Here is a 19,149-nt window from a genome sequence, read left to right on the forward strand (position 1 = left end):
CATCGACGGCTGGCGCGGCCGTGCCAGAATCCAGCCGTGTCCTACCTCCCCTCGCAGCCGTACCCGCCGATGCCCGGCGGCGTGAGCCCGCTGATCGCCTACCCGCACCCGATCACCCCGCCGCCCGGCTGCGGGGTGCTCGTCGTCTCGGTGAACCGTGGGCCGTACCTGATCCCGGTGCCGGTGACCAGCCGCTTCAAGATCAACCGTCAGGTGGTCGCCATCCCCGGCGAGGGGACCTGGCACGTGGCGGTGCCGGCCGGCGCGCACGACGTCAGGTACACCGACTTCATGGGCGTCCCGCTCGTCACCACGACGCTCGCGGTACAGCCGGGGGCCGCGCACCACCTCGCGTTCCGCTTCGGCGGGTGGCGCAACCGGGTGTACGACGGCTACGGCACCGACGTCACCCGGTTCGGCCTGTGGTCCAACTACAGCGTCATGCTGGTCCTGCTGCCGGTGGTCGGCCTGGCCTGCTGCGGGGCGTTCGGGCTGGTCCTCGGCTCGACTCCCTGATCCGGCCCGGCCGGCGGGCCTGGTCGCCCGGCTAGCGCAGCGACCAGGTCTGCTTCACGTTGAACACGCAGGTCCAGGCGTTCAGCGGCGCGCCCGCGGCGTGCCCGTCGACGTCCAGGCAGCGGTCGGTCGCCCGGTTGAACAGCGACCGCCGGCCCTGGCTCTCGATCCACTCCCACTTCTGCGCCGGGTTGCCGCTGCACCACGCCGTCTGCACCGGTACGCCGTCGCGCTTCTCGCCCCACGCCACGTCCAGGCAGAGGCCGCCCTCGACCCGGACGCTGCCGTCGGACGCGAACGTCCACCACTGGGCGCGCTCCTCCCGGCAGGCCCGCAGCACGACGCGTACGCCGTCCCCGCTGCCGCCGCTGGCACACAGGCCGGTCTCCTTGCCGACGAGTTGTTTCGCGCCGGCCGGGCGGACCGGCGCGGCCGGCTTCGCCGGTTCCTTCGACGTGCCCGCCGCCGGCGCCGACGTGGACGGGCGCGCGGCCGACGACGCCGGCGGCTTCGGCGTCCGGGTACCGGGCGACGGGGTGCCGGAACTCGCCGGCGTGCCGCGCAGCCGGCCGTCGAGGGCGTAGAAGTCGGTGAACTCCCGGACCGTGCGCAGGAACGCCTGCGTCCCGGCGTCGAAGTCGCCGCCGGTGTGGCGCACGGCGTCGGTCCCGTCGCGGTACGCCGCCAGCGCCAGCAGGTCCGGGTCGCCGTCGAGCGCGGCCAGTTCCCGCCGCAGCGCGCAGAGCGTGGCGCCGGCCGCCGGTACCGCTGCCTGCGGGTCCCACGGCGAGGCGCCGGACGGGCCGTACGCACGCCACAGCTCGGGCCGGAACTGGGCGATGCCCTTTCGGCCACCGTCGCCGAGCAGGTTCGGGTCGAAACCGGAGGAGGCCATCAGCTGCGCGGCGACAGCGGCCGGGGGCACCTGCGGGCACACCGAGCCGGCCCGTACCACCAGGCGGACGTACGCGGCGGGGACCGCCCTGGGCTGCCGGCGCTCACCCTCGCCGCCGGCTGGGCCGGTCTCGGCGAAGCCGTCCTGCCGCCCGTAGTAGGCGGCGTACCGGCCGGCCTCGTCGACGTACGGGACCGCCGCCGAGGGCACCCCCTCGGCGGCGCGTACCTTTTCGAACCCGGTGTGGAACGCGGCGAGCGACAACCGCCACGGGTCGCCGGGGACGGCAGCCGCGCGCACCTGCCCGGCCAGGTCGCACATGTGGTGGGCCAGCGCGAGGATGTTGGCCGCGCCGTCGGTGCGCTGCGCGTCCGGCCACGGCGCCCAGGTCCGCCACCGCTCGTCGTCCAGTCCGGCCAGGCCCCGGCCGCCGGACGCGGTCCGCTCGGCCCGCGCGTCCAGACCCGACTCGGCCATCAGCTGCCCGGCCAGCCGCGCCGGGGTCAGCGCGGGGCAGGAGCGGGCAGCGGCCCGGATGGCGGCCAGGTGCTCGGCGGAGACGGCCCGGCCGGCCGGCTCGTCGTCGCGGGCGGTGGCGACGCTCCCGCTGAGGGCGGCGACCGCCAGGCTCAGCGCCGCCAGCCCGGCGGCGCCGGCGGCGACGACGCCGCGCGGGATCCGGCGCGGCCGCGGGCGCGCGCCGGGGGCATCGGGTGTCACAGGGCGGTCCCTCCGGTGATGACGGACGCCCTGCCGGTGCGCGGCGTCCTCGGTTCACCCGGCCGGAATCGGGTCCGATCCGGTCCGGCCGTCATTGAACCGAGCGTCCGGCGAGCCGTCAAATGTGGACGGTCCGGCCCGGCCCCGCCCGCTCGCGCGCGCCTACCGGCGGTGGCGGTGTTGATCCGGAACAGAACCGAAAGTTTTCGGGATCCCATCGCCTCCGATGACGTCCGGGCAGCTGTCGCCGGCCCGTCGATGCTGTTCGGAGGCGCTTTTCGGCAGCCGTAACGGCCGTTCAGGGTCCGGGCCGGGGTTACCACAACATTTCCGGAACTTGTTGACAGGATGAACCAGGGCTCCAATACTGTGGCCATCGGCGTATCTCGATTGACGTCGATGTCCGACCACCACCCGTGGCGCGGCTGTCGCCCCGGTCCCGCCGTCCGCGGGCGGGCGAGCACCCGCGGCTCGCGCCACCGGAAGCTGGCCGCCCGCCAGCCGTCACAGGGAGGAAACCCGTCCATGAAAGACGCCCCCGTCCGTACGGGCATCCGCAGGCGCGGACGCCTCAGGATGGCCCTCGGCGGTGCCTGTGCCGTGGCGCTGATCGCCGCCGGGGCGACGGCCGTCGCGTCAGGTCCGGCCTACGCCGACACCACCGTCACGTCGAACTCCACCGGCACCAACAACGGCTACTTCTATTCCTTCTGGAAGGACAGTGGCAACGTCTCCATGACCATGGGCAACGGTGGTCAGTACAGCACCCAGTGGAGCAACATCAACAACTTCGTCGCCGGCAAGGGCTGGAACCCGGGCGGCCGCCGCACGGTCAGCTACTCCGGCAGTTTCAACCCGTCCGGCAACGCGTATCTGACGCTCTACGGCTGGACGCGCAACCCGCTCGTCGAGTACTACATCGTGGACAGCTGGGGTAGCTGGCGCCCGCCGGGCAGCGGCTACATGGGTTCGGTGTCCTCCGACGGCGGCACGTACGACATCTACCGCACCCAGCGGGTCAACGCCCCCTCGATCGAGGGCACCCGGACGTTCTACCAGTACTGGAGCGTCCGCCAGTCGAAGCGCGTGGGCGGCACCATCACCTCCGGCAACCACTTCGACGCCTGGTCGCGCTACGGCATGAACCTCGGTTCGCACGACTACCAGATCCTGGCCACCGAGGGCTACCAGAGCAGCGGCAACTCCAACATCACGATCGGCGGGACCAGCGGTGGCAACCCGACCACCCCGCCGCCGAACAACGGTGGCTGCACGGTCAGCGTCAGCCGCGCCGAGGAGTGGGGCGACCGGTTCAACGTGACCTTCTCGGTCAGCGGCACCAGCAACTGGGTGGTCAGCATCCAGACCCAGGGCGGGCAGAGCCTGCAGAACAGCTGGAACGCGTCGATCAGCGGCACCAGCGGCACGCTCACCGCGCGCCCGAACGGCAACGGCAACAACTTCGGCATCACGCTCTACAAGAACGGCAACAGCAACACCCCGACGGCGACCTGTTCCGCCGCCTGAGCCCTTTTCCGGGGAGGGGGTGCCGCGCCTGGCGCGGCACCCCCGTTTCGTGCGCCGGGAGTGCCATGATGTGACGGCCGACACACCTGGGCAAAAACTTGATTGATTCCAAAAGACCGGACTAAGGTCGTCGCATGACGGCCGACTTCGAGACGCAGCTCCGGGCGGTCTCGTTGCGGGTGACCCGGCCCCGCCTGGCGGTGCTGTCCGCGCTGCGCGACCACCCGCACGTCGACACCGACACGGTGATCGCCCTGGTCCGCGCCGAGCAGCCCACCGTGTCCCACCAGGCGGTCTACGATGTGCTCCGGGCCCTCACCGACGCCGGGCTGATCCGGCGCATCCAGCCGGCCGGCGCCACGGCCCGCTACGAGTCGCGGGTGGGAGACAACCACCACCACGTCGTGTGCCGTTCCTGCGGCGCCATCGCCGACGTCGAGTGCGCCGTCGGCCGCGCCCCCTGTCTCACCGCCTCGGACGACCACGGCTTCGTGGTGGACGAGGCGGAGGTCGTCTACTGGGGCACCTGCCCCGGTTGCGCGGCCGACCGCACCGCCCAGTGATCCGCCAGTTCGGAAGGAAGCAGATGAGCGACACCCAGGACAACCGGCCCGTCAGCCCGCAGGGCGTGGACGCCAAGGAGGCGGCCGGCTGCCCGGTCGCGCACGACTCGGTGACCGCGCACGGCAGCGAGAGCGAGAACCCGGCGATCGACTCGCCGACCCCGAAGACCGGCGGTCGTCCGCGCAGCAACCGCGACTGGTGGCCCAACCAGCTCGACCTGTCGGTGCTGCACGCCCACTCGTCCAAGGGCAACCCGCTGGGCCCGGAGTTCAGCTACGCCAAGGAGTTCGCGAAGCTCGACGTCGAGGCGCTCAAGCGGGACATCAGCGAGGTGCTCACCACCTCGCAGGACTGGTGGCCGGCCGACTTCGGCCACTACGGCGGCCTGATGATCCGGATGAGCTGGCACGCCGCGGGCACCTACCGCATCGAGGACGGCCGCGGTGGCGCCGGCGACGGCGGGCAGCGGTTCGCGCCGCTGAACAGCTGGCCGGACAACGCCAACCTGGACAAGGCCCGCCGGCTGCTCTGGCCGGTCAAGCAGAAGTACGGCCAGAAGATCTCCTGGGCCGACCTGCTGGTGCTCGCCGGCAACGTGGCGCTGGAGTCGATGGGCTTCAAGACCTTCGGCTTCGGCTTCGGCCGGGAGGACGTCTGGGAGCCGGAGGAGATCTTCTGGGGTCCCGAGGACACCTGGCTGGGTGACGAGCGCTACGCCTCCGAGAAGGACATGGTGGCCGGCGTCGGCGCGACCGAGATGGGTCTGATCTACGTCAACCCGGAGGGCCCGCGCGGCAACGCCGACCCGCTCGCGGCGGCGCACTTCATCCGTGAGACGTTCCGCCGGATGGCGATGAACGACGAGGAGACCGTCGCGCTGATCGCCGGCGGCCACACGTTCGGCAAGACCCACGGCGCCGGCCCGGCCGACCGGCACGTCGGCCCCGAGCCGGAGGCCGCGCCGCTGGAGGCGCAGGGCCTGGGCTGGCTGAGCACGTACGGCGAGGGCAAGGGCGGCGACACGATCACCAGCGGCCTCGAGGTCACCTGGACCGACAAGCCGACCCAGTGGAGCAACCGGTTCTTCGAGATCCTCTTCGGCTACGAGTGGGAGCTGACCACCAGCCCCGGCGGCGCCAAGCAGTGGGTCGCCAAGGACGCCGAGGCGATCATCCCGGACGCCCACGACCCGTCGAAGAAGCACAAGCCGACCATGCTCACGACCGACCTGTCGCTGCGCGTCGACCCGGCGTACGAGAAGATCTCCCGCCGCTTCCTGGAGAACCCGGACGAGTTCGCGCTGGCATTCGCCAAGGCCTGGTACAAGCTGCTGCACCGTGACATGGGCCCGGTCAGCCGCTTCCTCGGCCCGTGGGTGCCCGAGGCCCAGCTCTGGCAGGACCCGGTGCCGGCCGCCGCGCACCAGCTGGTGGACGACGCCGACGTCGCCGCGCTCAAGGCGAAGGTGCTGGAGTCCGGCCTCACCACCGCCCAGCTGGTCTCCACCGCCTGGGCCTCGGCCGCGAGCTACCGCTCCACCGACAAGCGCGGTGGCGCCAACGGCGCGCGGATCCGGCTGGAGCCGCAGCGCAACTGGGAGGTCAACCAGCCCGAGCAGCTCGCCACCGTGCTGGCCACCCTGGAGGGCATCCAGCAGGAGTTCAACGCCGCCGGCGGCGCCCAGATCTCGCTCGCCGACCTGATCGTGCTGGCCGGCTCGGCCGCTGTCGAGCAGGCGGCGCGCGACGCCGGCGTCGAGGTCACGGTGCCGTTCCACCCGGGTCGCACCGACGCCACCCAGGAGCAGACCGACGTCGAGTCGTTCCGGGTGATGGAGCCGCGCGCCGACGGGTTCCGCAACTACCTGCGGCCGGGCGAGAAGACCCAGCCGGAGGTGCTGCTCGTCGACCGCGCGTACATGCTGAACCTGACCGCGCCGGAGATGACCGTCCTGGTCGGCGGTCTGCGCGCGCTCGGCAACAACGTCGGCGGCGCCGCGCACGGCGTCCTCACCGACCGGCCCGGCGTGCTCACCAACGACTTCTTCGTCAACCTGCTCTCCCCGGGTACCCGGTGGAAGGCGGCGGAGTCCGAGGAGCACGTGTACGAGATCCGCGACCTGGCGACCGACCAGGTGAAGTGGACCGCCACCGCGGTCGACCTCATCTTCGGCTCCAACTCGCAGCTACGGGCGCTCGCCGAGGTCTACGCCAGCGACGACGCGCGGGAGAAGTTCGTCCGCGACTTCGTCGCCGCCTGGACGAAGGTCATGGAGCTGGACCGCTTCGACCTGGCCTGATCCGCCACATCCGAGCGAGCCCCGGTCCGTCGCGCCGCGACGGGCCGGGGCTCGTCCGTGTCCGGGGGATCAGCAGCACGCGCCGGCCCGCAAACGTTGGAAAATCTGCTCGGAAGTTGCGGTCGTCCCGCGCAGCGGTTCGTCCCGTCCCGAGCAGCGGGATCTCGGCTGAGCGTCGGCCCACTCGGTCCAGCGTGGATCGTCGCTGGTGGTCGCGAATCCGAGCCTACTCGTGTTGCCTGCTGGTTTCGAAAACTTTGCCGCAAGCCCTTGCAAAGACTTTCATGGATGGCGCATGGTGTTCGCTACCCGGGACGGCCGCCCCACCCCCGCTCACCCTTTCGAACCCACGGAAGAGGTCCCCCAGCCATGCACTCCGCCAGGCCACACCGTGGCCGCGCCGGTCGTCTGCTGCTCGCCGCCGCGCTCGTCGCGGCCGGCGGCACGGTGGCCGTCGCCGTCGCCGCCGCCACCACCGCCCCCGCCCCCGCCCGCGCCGCCGTCGTCCTCAACGACAGCGAGGTGACCGCCAACCTCTGGGAATGGAACTGGACCTCGGTCGCCGCCGCCTGCACCGACCACCTCGGACCAGCCGGATACGGTGCGGTGCAGGTGGCGCCGCCGCAGGAGTCGGTGAAGCTGCCCGCCAGTGCCGACGGCGCGTACCCCTGGTACGAGGTGTACCAGCCGGTGTCGTACAAGCTGGACAGCCGGTTCGGCAACCGCCAGCAGTTCGCCGCGATGGTCACCGCGTGTCACAACGCCGGTGTGCGCGTCTACGTCGACGCGGTGGTCAACCACATGGCCGGCACCAACAACCCGGCCGGTACCCGCGGCTACGCCGGCACCGAGTTCTCCGGCTACAGCTACCCGGCCGTGCCGTACGGCGACGGTGACTTCCACCGCCCCGGCGACAACTGCCCGACCGGCGGCACGATCAGCGACTGGAACAACGAGGCCCAGGTGACCAGCTGCGAGCTGCTGTCGCTGTCCGACCTCTACACCGAGAAGGAAGCGGTCCGCAACAAGATCGCGGGCTACCTGAACGACCTGATCGGGCTCGGCGTCGACGGCTTCCGGGTCGACGCGGTCAAGCACATCCGCAAGGACGACTTCGCGGCAATCCTCGGCAAGCTGAACGACACCGTCGCCGAGGGCCGGCGCCCGTACGTCGCGCAGGAGATCTTCGACGGTGCGAGCAACCCGGCGTTGCAGGCCCGCGCCTACATCGGCAACGGCGACGTGCTCGACTTCGCGTACGCCAAGGGCATCCGCTCGGCGTTCCAGGGTTCGATCTCGGCGCTGGCGAACGTGCCGAACTGGAACCTCGACGCGCCCGGCGCCAACGTCTTCGCCATGGTCACCAACCACGACCTGGAGCGCGACGGCGTGGTGCTGTCGTACAAGAACGGCACCGACTACGTGCTGGCGAACTACTTCGCGCTTGCCTACCCGCACGGCAAGCCGTCGGTCTACGACAGCTTCACCTGGTCCAACCGCAACCAGTCCCCGCCGCACGACGGCACCGGCCGGGTCACCGACACCGTCTGCGGCGCCGCCTGGAACTGCCTGAGCCGCACCACCGGCGTCAAGGGCATGGTCGGCTGGGCCAACGCGGCCCGCCCGGTGAGGACCGTCTCGGACTTCACCACGGTGAACAGCAACGTGATCGGCTTCCACCGGGGCGACCGGGCGTGGATCGGCATCAACGACTCCGGTTCGGCCACCACCGCCACCTTCGTCACCGGGCTCGCCGACGGACGGTACTGCGACGTCATCTCCGGCGTCGCCACCGGCAGCGGCTGCACCGGCTCCACGGTGACCGTGTCCGGCGGCCGGGCCACAGTGACCCTCCCGGCCGACGACGCGGTCGCGATCCACGTGAACGCCCGGCCGGGCGCGAGCCCGTCTCCGACGGCCTCCCCGACCGCGTCCCCGTCGGTCTCGCCGACCGCCTCGCCGACGGCGTCGCCCACCGTCAGCCCGGCTGACCGGATCGCCACCACGTTCACCGTCGCCGCGAACGTGGCCGCCGGGCAGGACGTCCACGTCGTCGGCAACATCCCCGAGCTGGGCTCGTGGACGCCCGCGAACGGCGTCAAGCTCGCCGCGCAGGGCGGCGGCACCTACCGCGCCACCGTCAGCCTGCCCCGGTCCACCGCGGCGGAGTACAAGTTCGTCAAGCTGACCGCCGCCGGCGCCGTCACCTGGGAGTCCGGTGCGAACCGGACGTTCACCACCCCGGCCGGCGGCACGTACGCGGTGACCGAGACGTTCCGCGGCGATACCGTCAGCACGACTGTGGCCACCACGTTCTCCGCCACCGCGACCACCGTCTACGGGCAGAACGTGTTCGTGGTCGGCAACATCCCGGCGCTCGGCGGCTGGAACCCGGCCGCCGCCGTCGCCCTCTCGCCGGCCGCCTACCCGGTCTGGCGGGCCACAGTCGACCTGCCCGCGAACACCGCTGTCGAGTACAAGTACGTCAAGAAGAACCCGGACGGCACGGTGATCTGGGAGTCCGGCGCGAACCGGACGCTCACCACGCCGGCCGCCGGCACCCGGGCCGTCAGCGACACCTGGCGCTGACGATCGTGCGGCCCGTCCCCCTCACCCCTGGGGACGGGCCGCATCCGCGCCGGTCAGACGGCCGCGAACGACCAGACCTGGGCCGGGTTGCCGAACCCGGTGCAGCGGTAGATCTGGACGGTCGCGCCGTCGGCGTCCGATCCACTCCGCACGTCCATGCACCGGCCACCGATCTGCGACCTGATCTGGTGCACCCCCGCGAACGAGTTCGGGTCGACCGTCCACTTCATGCTCGACGTGCCGGTGCAGGCCCACTGCTGCAACGGCGTGCCGTCGGCGTTCACCCCGTTGCGGACGTCCACGCACATGCCGCTGAACTGGTTGACGAACGTGTAGGTGTCCCGGCCCACCGGCGACCAGCGCTGCACGGCCTGGCCGTCGCAGGTGCGCTGCACGACCCGGCCGCCGAGCGACGACGGGGCACCGGACCGGTCCACCTCGAGGCACTTGCCGCTGCCGTAGTTGACGATGGCGTAGTGGCCGGTCGCGGCCTGCGCCGGCGGGCCGGACGCCACCCCGAACCCGGTGGCGAGCAGTCCCGCCGCCAGCACCCCGGCCGCTCTCTTCCCGATCATGGTGTCTCCCCTCGGAGTCGTGTCGCCGTCCCGCTTCCGCCGGTGGTCACCGGCCGGACGACTGGGGACGACGCTAGGGATCCGTGACGGCCCCCGGATCCGGGTTCCTCCTAGTCGACGAGGCCGCGCGGGCACCCTGTCGGGTTCGCGTCGCGCCCGCCCGCCCGGACCACACCGGCGGCTAGCGTGCGGTCATGGGCAGCGGTCCGGCGCCGGCCGGTGCCGTCGGCACGGCCACGGACACCGGTGAGGACGCCCTGCTCGGGCGCGCCGACGAGTGCCGGCGGCTCGGCGCGCTGCTGGCCGACGCGGTCGACGGTCACGGCGGTGCCCTGGTGCTGCGCGGCGCGGCGGGCGTGGGCAAGACGGCGCTGCTGGAGCACTGTGCCGCCCGGTCCACCGGGATGCGGGTGCTGCGCGCCACCGGCGCCCCGTTCGAGGCGGAGCTGCCGTTCTCCGCGCTGCACCAACTGGCGCGCCCGCTGCTGCACCGCCTCGGCGATCTGCCCGCTCAGCAGGCCGACGCGCTGCGTACCGTCTTCGCCATCGGCGGCGGTTCCGGTCCGGTCAACCGGCTCGCCGCGTACGTGGCGACGCTGAGCCTGCTCACGACGGCGGCCGAGGACACGCCGGTGCTCTGCCTGGTCGACGACGCGCACTGGATCGACCCGGCCTCGGCGGAGGCGTTGCTGTTCACCGCCCGGCGCCTGCTCGCGGACCGGGTCGCCGTCGTCTTCGCGGCCCGCGACGCCCCCGCGTTCCCCGCGCCCGGCCTGCCGGAGCTGCCGCTGACCGGTCTGGCGCGGGACGACGCGATCCGGCTCGCCATGCGCGCCGGCCTGGACCGCCGGGTCGCCGCCGACCTGGCGGCGGCCACCGCCGGCAACCCGCTCGCGCTGACCGAACTGCCGGCGACGCTGTCCGACGAGCACCGCAACGGATGGCTGCCGCTGCGGGAGCCTCTCGTGCTCGTCGACCGCATCGAGATGACCGTCCTGGCGCACGCCCGCGGGCTGCCCGACGACACCTGGCGTGCGCTCGTCGCCTGCGCGGTCACCGAGGCCACCACCCCGGCGCTGCTGGAGCGGATCCTGGCGGCGGACGGGCTGCGCCTGGGCGTGCTGGACCCGGCGGTCGACGCCGGGCTGATCCGGGTGACCGACCGCGAGGTGACGTTCCGCCACCCGCTGACCCGCGCCGCGGTCCACTCGGTCGCCGGCCCCGGCCGGCGGCGGGCCGCCCACCTGGCGGTGGCCGCCGCGCTCACCGGCGACGACACCGCCGACCGCCGGGCCTGGCATCTCGCGGCCGCCACCACCGTGCCCGACGAGGGCGTCGCCGCGTTGCTGGCCGGCTCCGCCGAGCGGGCGCAACGCCGGGGCGGCGTGGTGGCCGAGGCCCGCGCGTACGAGCGGTCCGCCCGTCTGACCCCCGACCCGGACGTACGCGCGTCCCGGCTCGCCGCCGCGTCCCGCGCCTGGGCCAACGCCGGCGCGAGCCGGCACGCCGTCACTCTGGGCGAGGAGGCGATCGGGCTGACCCGGCGCGCCGACCTGCGCTGCCGGGTCAAGCCGTTGCTCGCCCACCTGGCGCAGCAGCACGGTGACATGGCGGGCGCCGAGGCGTACGTGGCAGACGCGCAGGCGTACGCGCAAGCGGATCCGCTCGGCGCGGCCCGGCTGATGAGCGCCCGCGTCAACCAGTTCTGGGCGCGGCTGGACGTCACCGGCATGGTGCCGCTGTGCGCGCGGGTGGCCGAGCTGGCCGCCGCTGATACGGGCGCGACCTGGCCGAAGGGGCCGATCCGGCTGGCCGCGGCGCAGGTGCTGGCCGGGCTGCCCGAGGGGGTCGCGTCGGCCCGTACCCTGCTCGCCGCCTGCGCCGGCCACGCCGACGGATCGGCGGCGGAGCTGGCCGAGGTGTTCTGCTGGATCGGGGACCACGACACCGCGCGGGCGCTGCTGGAACCGGAGATCGACCGGGCCCGCGCCGCCGACGACGTGTTCCTGCTGGCGTACGCCCTGCCCCGGCTCGCCGGGCTGGAGTGGCGCACCGGCCGGCTGCACGCGGCGTACCAGGCCGCCGCCGAGGCGGTCCGGATCGCCGAGCAGGTGGCGCTTCCGGTGCTGCGGGCGGAGGCGCTGGCCGCGCTGGCCCTGGTGGAGGCGCTGCTCGGCGAGGAGCCGGAGGCGCTCGCGCACGTCGGCGACGCCCGCCGGCTCCTGCCGGGCGAGTTCCGGGAGATCGAGGTCCGGCTCCGATACGCCACCGGGATCGTGGCGGTGGTGGGGGCGCGCTGGGACGACGCCGTGACCGAGCTGGAACGGGTCCGCCGGGCCCAGCGCGACGGCGGCATCGCCGAACCGGGGTGGCTGCCCGTCGCGGCCGAGCTGGCCGAGGCGTACGCGCACCTGTCCGACCCGCAGCGGTCGGTGCGGCGGTTGCGCGACCTGGCCGGTACGGGTGGTGCCGCCGCCCGGGCCGCCGCCGCGCGCGTCGAGGGCCTGCTCGCCGGCGAACCGGACCTGGACGAGGTCTTCGCGGCGGCGCTGGCCCGGTGCGATCCCGCCGTCGTCCCGCTGGAACGGGCCCGGACGCTGCTCAGCTACGGGCAGCGGCTGCGCCGGGCACGGCGCCGCCGGGACGCGCGGGTCCAGTTGCACGCCGCGCTGCGGTTGTTCGAGGCGCTCGGTGCGCAGGGCTGGGCGCGGCGGTGCCGCACCGAGATCGACGCCACCGGCCGGCGGCCGCCCGAACCCGGCGACCGGACCGTCGACCGGCTGACCGGCCAGGAACGCCTGATCGCCCTGCACGTGGCGGAGGGCCTGACGAACCGGGAGATCGCGGCCCGGGTCTTCCTGTCACCGAAGACCGTCGAGTACCACCTCGGCAACGTCTACCGGAAGCTTCGGCTGCGCTCCCGGCCGGAGCTGATCCGCCACCTGTCCGGCCCGCCGGCCGCGGGCTGACGACCCGGCCGGACGGCCGCCGCCAGTGCCGCGGCCAGGCACGCCACGGCGGCGAGCACCAGCGGCGGCCGGCCGCCGGCCGCGACCGCCGCCGACCCGAGCGGGATGGCCAGCGTGATCGGGCCGAACATCGCGGTGTTCGCGGTCCCGGCGACCCGTCCGAGGATCGCCTGCGGCGTGTACGTCTGCACGGCGGTGACCGCCGCGACGAGCGTCCACGGCAGACCGACGCCGATCACCACCGAGGCGGCCACGGTGCCCGGCCACCAGGGCAGGCAGCGCCCGAGACAGCCGACCGCGAACAGGACCGTGCCGGCGGCACCGACCGCGATCTCGCCGTGGCGGCGGACCAGCCGGCCGACCACCAGCCCGGCGAGCAGCGATCCGGCACCCTGGGCGCCGGCGAGCACACCGAGAAAGGTGGACGGCAGCCCGAGGCCGGTGACCACCACGTCGTACAGCGCCGCGGTGGTGAAGCCGGACATCGCGATGGACACCGCCGCGAGCGCCACGGGTACGCGTACCGCCCGCCGGGCCAGCAGCGCGGCGAGCCCGTCCCGAACCCCCGCCGGGCGGGCGGCCGGGGGAGCGGGGACGGTCCGCGTCAGGCGTAACGCGCCGTACAGCACGGCCACGAGCACCGGTACGACGGCGGCGAGCACCGCGACGACGTGCCCGCCCCGCCACGCGTACAGGCCCGCCCCGGCCAGCGGCGCTACCAGCTTCACGCCCTCCTGCGCGCTCGACCGCCAGCCGTTGACGTCGGCCAGCCGGGCCGGAGGGAGCGCGGCGGGCAGCAGCGCGGTCTCGCCGGCGTCGACGAGCACGTAGCCGATCCCGTAGGCGAGCGAGACCGCGTAGATCAGCCACGCCTCGCCCGGCCCCCGTACCGCCAGCAGGCTCAGCAGCGCGGCGGCGAGCGCCAGGTTGACGCCGATCACCAGCGGACGCCGGGGCACCCGGTCGAGCAGGCCGCCGAGCCACGGGCCGGCCAGCGTCGGGGCGTAGACGCAGAGCCCGGCCAGCGCGGCGAGCCCGGTCGAGCCGGTCAGGTCCAGGATCCAGATGCCGCAGACCAGGGCCATGGCGCTGCCGCCGAGACCGGACAGCAGCGAGACGGCCACGAACAGGACGGCGTTGCGACGCATGGATCCCCCGAGAGATTGAGTCTGGTGGACTCACATCCTCCGGAGTTGAGCCGCCAAGAGGCAATGCCTCGGGCGTACGTCAATGCGACGTTGACAGTGCGGCGACGATGCGCCGGGCGGCGTCGCATGCCGGTGCGGGCAGCCGCCTCCCGGCCCCGGCCAGGTCGTCGGCGAGATGCGCGGCCAGCGTGTGCAGCGGCCCGGCGCCGGCGTCCAGCGCGAGCGCGCAGGTGCGGCGCGTCAACGCCGCACTGGGGAAACGGCCGTCCCACGCGCGGTCCGCCTCGATCCAGCGGTGCAGGTCGGTGACCGCCGCCCGCAGCACGGGCAGGTCGGGGGCACCGGCCGGATCGAGCCGGGACAGGCGGGCCCGCCGGGCCGCGACGAGGCGTTGCCGGCGCTGCTCGGCGGCCTGCCGGCTGCCCAGGCCCAGCGCCCGCGCGATCTCGGCCCAGGTGGCGCCGCCGTGCCGGGCCCGGTCGATCAGGTCCAGCTCGCGGTCGTCCAGCCGGACCCGGGCCGCGGCGATCTCGGACAGGTGGTCCAGGGTCACCTGTCAACGCTACATTGACACCCGCCTCGGCACGTCAGTCCTCCGGCACGCCCGGGCCCACCTCGCCGCGTGCCAGACGCTCGGCGTTGCGGTCGGCCTCGCTCTCCGCGTTCTCCGCCCCGGCACCCGGGTCCCGGGTACGCCGCCCCTCGGCGTCCTGGAACACCTGCCCGCGCTCGAGCGCGCCCTCCTGCTGCCGCTGGAACTGCTCCGGATCAGTCATGACCGTCAGGTGCCCCGGCGACCACGCGGCAAACCGGTACGTCAGCGCGGCGGTGCCACGTAGAGGGCGGTCTTGCAGCCGGTCTCGCCCGGCTCCAGCCAGATCCGGTCGTACCCGGGGGATTCGATCTTCCCGGCCGGCGTGCGGACGAGCAGAAGGCAGTCCCGTTCGGCCGGTACGCCGACGGCGGCGACGAGCGCGCCCTCGTGCACCGTCGTGTCGACGGTGATCCAGTCCTGCGGGAAGGCCGCCCGCACCGCGTCCGCCAGCGTCTCCGCGGTGGCGGTGCGCAGCACGGCGGTGAGTCGCTGCCGCCCGTCCTCGGGCACCTTCGGCACCGGCGCGGCGGTGGGCGGCGAGGGAGCGGGGCCGCTCGGACAGTCGATCTCGTGGTACGTCGTGTAGCGGTAGAGCTCGAACTCGTAGCGGTAGCAGCGCACGGCCTCACCGGCGCTGTTGCTCGCGCCACCGATCGACACCGGCGGCTGCTCCGGCACCGTCACCACGAACCGCACGTCGACTGTGGCCCGCTCGTTCCCGGAGGTGCGCCCGGACCAGGCCAGCGCCTCCCGCCGGACTGTCACACCACCGCCGGACGCGGCGTCGGTCGGCTCCTGGACGATCTCGGCCGCCGCGATCGACCCGGCGTCCCGCGCCCGGTTGCGGTGCCCCAGCTCCGTGTTGAGCTGCTTCGCCTCCGCCGCCGCGGCGTCGCGCGCCAGCGCGTCGCCGTTCTCCTCCCCGATCCCCCTCCCGCACCCGGCCGACGCGAGGAGGAGCACCGCGAGCGTCCACCGGAGCCACCGGTGACGGGACGGAGGTGTCGGCCCGGTGGCGACGCGTGTCCGGTTCACCGAGCGGACGTTACCGGCGCGCCGGGCGCCGCGCTGCCCCGTACGCGGGGGCCGTTGGTCCCGGATCCGACAGGCCCTCGGCCCTGCGATCCGTGCCCGCCCGCGCGGCATGCTGGGATTGCCCGGCGCGGGCGGCGACGACATGGAGGACGATGTGGTGATCAACGGCGGGCCGGCGACAGCGACGACGCCCACCGAGATCTCTCCGGCCCCCGCGACCGGGCTCGGCTCGGCCGAGGCGGCCGCCCGGCTGCGCGCCGACGGCCCGAACACCGTTGCCGCCCCGCGCAAACGCGGGCTGGCCGGCCGGGTGTTCCGCCAGCTCACCGACCCGCTGGTGGCGCTGCTGCTCGCCGCCGCCGTGGTGACCACGCTGCTGCGCGACTACCCGGACACCGCCGTGATCGTGCTGGTAGTCCTGATCAACACGGCGATCGGCGTGGTGCAGGAGGTACGCGCCGACCGGGCCGTCGCCGCGCTGGACCGGCTCGCCGCACCGACCGCGCGTGTGGTCCGCGACGGCCGTGACCTCGTGCTGCCCGCCGCCGACCTGGTGCGCGGCGACCTGGTCCGGCTGGAGGCGGGCGACGTGGTGCCCGCCGACCTCGATCTCACCGACGCGGTACGCCTCAGCCTGGACGAGTCGGCGCTGACCGGCGAGTCGGTGCCGGTGGCCCGGGTCGCGGGGGAGGAGGCCAGCGCCGGCACCGTGGTCACCACCGGCCGCGCCACCGGAACCGTGGCGCGCACCGGCGCGGCGAGCGCGCTGGGCCGGATCAGCGCCCTGGTCGCGGCGACCCGGCCGGCGCCCACCCCGCTGCAACGACGCCTGTCCTCGCTCGGCCGCGTGCTCGGCCTGACCGCCGTGGTGCTCTCCGGGCTGGTCTTCGCCATCGGCGTGCTCGACGGGCGGCCGGTCACGCAGATGGCCGTCACCGCCGTCAGCCTCGTGGTGGCGGCCGTACCGGAGTCGCTGCCCGCCGTCGTCACGCTGGCGCTCGCCCTGGGGGCGCGCCGGATGGCCGGTAGCCGCGCCATCCCCCGCCGGCTGCACGCGGTGGAGACCCTCGGCTCGGTCACCGTGATCGCCTCCGACAAGACCGGCACGCTCACCGAGGGCCGGATGGCGGTGCAGTACGCGGTCGTCCCCGGCCGCGACCGCTACGCCGTCACCGGCACCGGCTACGCGCCCGACGGCGAGGTGCACCACCGGGGCGAGCCGGTGAGCGCCCCCGACGAGCTGCGTGCCCTCGCCCGCGCCGGGCTGCTCTGCAACGACGCCACTGTGACGCCGCCGACCGACGAGCGGCCCGAGTGGACGGCGATCGGTGACCCGCTGGAGGCCGCGCTCGTCACGTTCGGCGCCCGCTGCGGCCTGGACCCGGACACCACCCGGGACGCCTGGCCCCGCGTCGCGGAGGCCCCGTTCGACCAGGACCTGCGCCGGATGACCACCGTGCACCGCCGCTGCGACGGGCGCTACCTGGTGGTCTGCAAGGGCGCGCCGGAGAACCTGCTGGCCGCGCCGCTGGTGGACGCCGACGCCGCGGAACTGGCCGAGCTGACCGACGCCGCGCACCGGCTCGCCACCGAAGGGCTGCGCGTGCTGGCGGTGGCCTCCGCGGTGGTCGACACCCTGCCCGACCCGGCCCGGCCGACCGGCCTGCGCCCGCTGGGCCTGGTCGCGGTCGGCGACCCGCTGCGCGCCGCTGCGCCCGGCATCGCCGCGGGCTTCGAGGAGGCCGGCATCCGGCTGGTCCTCATCACTGGCGACCACCCGGCGACCGCTGCCGCCATCGGCGGACGGCTCGGGCTCTGGCGCGACGGCGACCCGCTCGCCAACGGCGACGACGGCGACCCGGGCGGCGCCCACCCCGAGACCCGGGTGTACGCGCGGACCCAGCCGGAACAGAAGCTCGACATCATCGCCGGCCTCCAGAACCGGGGGCATGTGGTGGCGATGACCGGCGACGGCGTCAACGACGCCCCGGCGCTGCGCCGCGCGGACATCGGCGTGGCGATGGGCGGCGGCACCGAGGTGGCCCGGCAGGCCTCCGATCTGGTGCTCGTCGACGACGACCTGACCACCGTGGCGACCGCCATCGGCGAGGGCCGCCGGATCTACGACAACATCCGCCGCTTCCTGCGCTACGCGCTCGCCGGTGGCGTGGCCGAGATCGCGGTGATGCTGCTCGGCCCGTTGTTCGGCCTGCCGGTGCCGCTGCTGCCGGCGCAGATCCTCTGGATCAACCTGCTCACCCACGGCGTCCCCGGGGTGGCGCTCGGCGCGGAGCCGGCCGAGCCGGGCACGCTGCGCCGGCCGCCCCGCTCGCCGCAGGAGTCGGTGCTCGGCGCCGGCCTGGGCCGGGACGTGCTGGTCACCGGCGGGCTGATCGCCGCGGCGACGCTGGGCGCGGGGGTGTGGGCCGCGGCGGCCGACCGGCCGTGGCAGTCGGTGGTGTTCGTGGTGCTCGGCCTGGCCCAGCTCGGCGTGGCGCTGGCGGTCCGCGCGATCCGTACCCCGGGCTCGCGCGAGCGCAACCTCGCGCTGCCGGTGGCGGTGGCGATCTCCGCTGTGCTTCAGGTCGCGGGCGTGCTGCTGCCGCCGCTGCGCGAGCTGCTCGGCACGTCCCCGCTCAGCGCGCTCGACCTGCTCGCCTGCGCCGCGATCGGCGTACTGCCGGGGCTGGTGCTGCGGCTGACCCGCCGTTTCCGCGGGACCAACGGCCCGCACGCCGTGACCCCGGACCCTGCCGGGCCGGCCGCCTGACCGGCAGGCTGAGCACGAGTGAAGGAGGACGACATGACGATCCACTCGCAGGCCCCCGTCGTGGTGGGCGTGGACGGCTCCGCCGCCTCGCTGGACGCGGTCCGGGTGGCCGCCCGCGAGGCCGCCGACCGCAACCGGCCGCTGCAGGTCGTCCACGCGTTCATCTGGCCGCTGACCCGCGCGCCGCTCACCCCGGCCCCGGGCGCGCCCGCCGGCGCCGGCCTGCGCAACCAGGCCGAACGGGTCGTCGCCGAGGCGGTCGCCGAGGCCGGCAAGGTCGCCCCGGACGTCCCGGTCACCGGCGTGGTGGTCGACGGCGCACCGGCTGCGGTGCTGGTCGCCGAGTCCCGCGAGGCGGCGCTGATCGTGCTCGGCCACCGGGGCCTGGGCGGGTTCGCCGGCCTGCTGATCGGCTCGGTCACGCTCCAGGTGTCGGCCCGCGCACACTGCCCGGTGCTGGTGACGCGCGGCGAGGCGCGCGCCGATGGCCCGGTCGTGGTCGGCGTGGACGGCTCCGAGCTGTCCACCGCGGCGGTCGGGTACGCGTACGAGGAGGCCGCCCGCCGGGGCGCGTCGCTGATCGTGGTGCACGCCTGGCTGTACCCCACCCCGATCGGCCCCGGCGACATCCTGCCGCTGGTGTACGACCCGGAGGCGCTCGCCGAGGAGTCCCGGCGCGTCCTCGCCGAGTCGATCGCCGGCTGGGCCGAGCGTTACCCGGACGTGCCGGTACGGCAGCGGTCGCTGCGCGGCGCCCCGGCCCGGGTGCTCGTGGAGGAGTCGAAGGACGCCCAGCTCGTGGTGGTCGGCGCGCACGGCCGGGGCGCGCTGGGCGGGCTGTTGCTCGGCTCGGTAAGCCACGCGGTGCTGCACCACGCCCACTCGCCGCTGGTGATCGTCCGCAACGGCGCCTGACCCCGCGGCAGCGCCCGGCCAGGCGACAGGGC

General features: G+C 74.4%; 14 protein-coding genes. 8 read left to right on the forward strand and 6 right to left on the reverse strand.

The genetic code is table 11. From position 1 onward, the window contains the following. Positions 1 to 36: 36 nt before the first annotated feature. Positions 37 to 516 carry a hypothetical protein gene (locus tag IRY44_RS03790; protein WP_194799071.1) on the forward strand — a complete coding sequence of 160 codons (480 nt, stop codon included), beginning with the start codon at positions 37 to 39 and terminating at the stop codon, positions 514 to 516. Positions 517 to 547: 31 nt separating this feature from the next. Here the strand turns inward: IRY44_RS03790 and IRY44_RS03795 are convergent, their stop codons facing one another. Further along, positions 548 to 2,131 carry a ricin-type beta-trefoil lectin domain protein gene (locus IRY44_RS03795; protein ID WP_194799072.1) on the reverse strand — a complete coding sequence of 528 codons (1,584 nt, stop codon included), beginning with the start codon at positions 2,129 to 2,131 and terminating at the stop codon, positions 548 to 550. 525 nt (positions 2,132 to 2,656) lie between these two features. On the opposite strand from IRY44_RS03795, the gene IRY44_RS03800 reads away from it, so the two are divergent. From IRY44_RS03800 to IRY44_RS03815, 4 genes are all read left to right on the forward strand, one after another. Beyond that, positions 2,657 to 3,658: a glycoside hydrolase family 11 protein gene (locus tag IRY44_RS03800; protein ID WP_194799073.1), complete on the forward strand. Its 1,002-nt coding sequence runs from the start codon at positions 2,657 to 2,659 to the stop codon at positions 3,656 to 3,658. Positions 3,659 to 3,792: 134 nt separating this feature from the next. Next, on the forward strand, positions 3,793 to 4,221 hold the full coding sequence (locus IRY44_RS03805) for a Fur family transcriptional regulator (protein ID WP_135240611.1): 429 nt from the start codon (positions 3,793 to 3,795) through the stop codon (positions 4,219 to 4,221). A 23-nt stretch (positions 4,222 to 4,244) separates the two neighbouring features. After that, the gene (gene katG, locus IRY44_RS03810; protein WP_194799074.1) at positions 4,245 to 6,521 is read left to right on the forward strand and encodes a catalase/peroxidase HPI; all 2,277 of its coding nucleotides are present in this window, start codon (positions 4,245 to 4,247) and stop codon (positions 6,519 to 6,521) included. A gap of 369 nt (positions 6,522 to 6,890) precedes the next feature. Next, positions 6,891 to 9,110, forward strand: coding sequence for a carbohydrate-binding module family 20 domain-containing protein (locus tag IRY44_RS03815; protein ID WP_194799075.1), 2,220 nt, complete (start codon positions 6,891 to 6,893; stop codon positions 9,108 to 9,110). A gap of 53 nt (positions 9,111 to 9,163) precedes the next feature. On the opposite strand, the gene IRY44_RS03820 is transcribed toward IRY44_RS03815, so the two are convergent. Next, positions 9,164 to 9,685 (reverse strand): RICIN domain-containing protein, encoded by a 522-nt coding sequence (locus IRY44_RS03820; protein ID WP_194799076.1) that lies wholly within the window; start codon positions 9,683 to 9,685, stop codon positions 9,164 to 9,166. A gap of 194 nt (positions 9,686 to 9,879) precedes the next feature. Between IRY44_RS03820 and IRY44_RS03825 the strand changes: the two genes are divergently transcribed. Next, positions 9,880 to 12,654 carry a LuxR family transcriptional regulator gene (locus IRY44_RS03825; RefSeq protein WP_194799077.1) on the forward strand — a complete coding sequence of 925 codons (2,775 nt, stop codon included), beginning with the start codon at positions 9,880 to 9,882 and terminating at the stop codon, positions 12,652 to 12,654. Here the strand turns inward: IRY44_RS03825 and IRY44_RS03830 are convergent. The 4 genes from IRY44_RS03830 to IRY44_RS03845 form a co-directional block, all read right to left on the reverse strand. After that, on the reverse strand, positions 12,582 to 13,802 hold the full coding sequence (locus IRY44_RS03830; protein WP_194799078.1) for an MFS transporter: 1,221 nt from the start codon (positions 13,800 to 13,802) through the stop codon (positions 12,582 to 12,584). The genes IRY44_RS03825 and IRY44_RS03830 overlap by 73 nt on opposite strands. 79 nt (positions 13,803 to 13,881) lie before the next feature. Next, entirely contained in the window at positions 13,882 to 14,355 is a 474-nt protein-coding gene (locus IRY44_RS03835; RefSeq protein ID WP_194799079.1) for a hypothetical protein, read from the reverse strand. 34 nt (positions 14,356 to 14,389) lie between these two features. Continuing rightward, positions 14,390 to 14,578 carry a hypothetical protein gene (locus IRY44_RS03840; protein ID WP_013286843.1) on the reverse strand — a complete coding sequence of 63 codons (189 nt, stop codon included), beginning with the start codon at positions 14,576 to 14,578 and terminating at the stop codon, positions 14,390 to 14,392. 41 nt (positions 14,579 to 14,619) lie between these two features. Further along, positions 14,620 to 15,432, reverse strand: a complete 813-nt coding sequence (locus IRY44_RS03845; protein ID WP_370584839.1) for a hypothetical protein — start codon at positions 15,430 to 15,432, stop codon at positions 14,620 to 14,622. 109 nt (positions 15,433 to 15,541) lie between these two features. On the opposite strand from IRY44_RS03845, the gene IRY44_RS03850 reads away from it, so the two are divergent. After that, the gene (locus IRY44_RS03850; protein WP_194799080.1) at positions 15,542 to 18,202 is read left to right on the forward strand and encodes a cation-transporting P-type ATPase; all 2,661 of its coding nucleotides are present in this window, start codon (positions 15,542 to 15,544) and stop codon (positions 18,200 to 18,202) included. Positions 18,203 to 18,235: 33 nt separating this feature from the next. After that, positions 18,236 to 19,117, forward strand: a complete 882-nt coding sequence (locus IRY44_RS03855; protein WP_135240606.1) for a universal stress protein — start codon at positions 18,236 to 18,238, stop codon at positions 19,115 to 19,117. The last annotated feature ends 32 nt before the right edge of the window (positions 19,118 to 19,149 follow it).

The sequence above is a fragment of the Micromonospora sp. ANENR4 genome, assembly GCF_015354395.1.
GTDB lineage: Bacteria > Actinomycetota > Actinomycetes > Mycobacteriales > Micromonosporaceae > Micromonospora > Micromonospora aurantiaca.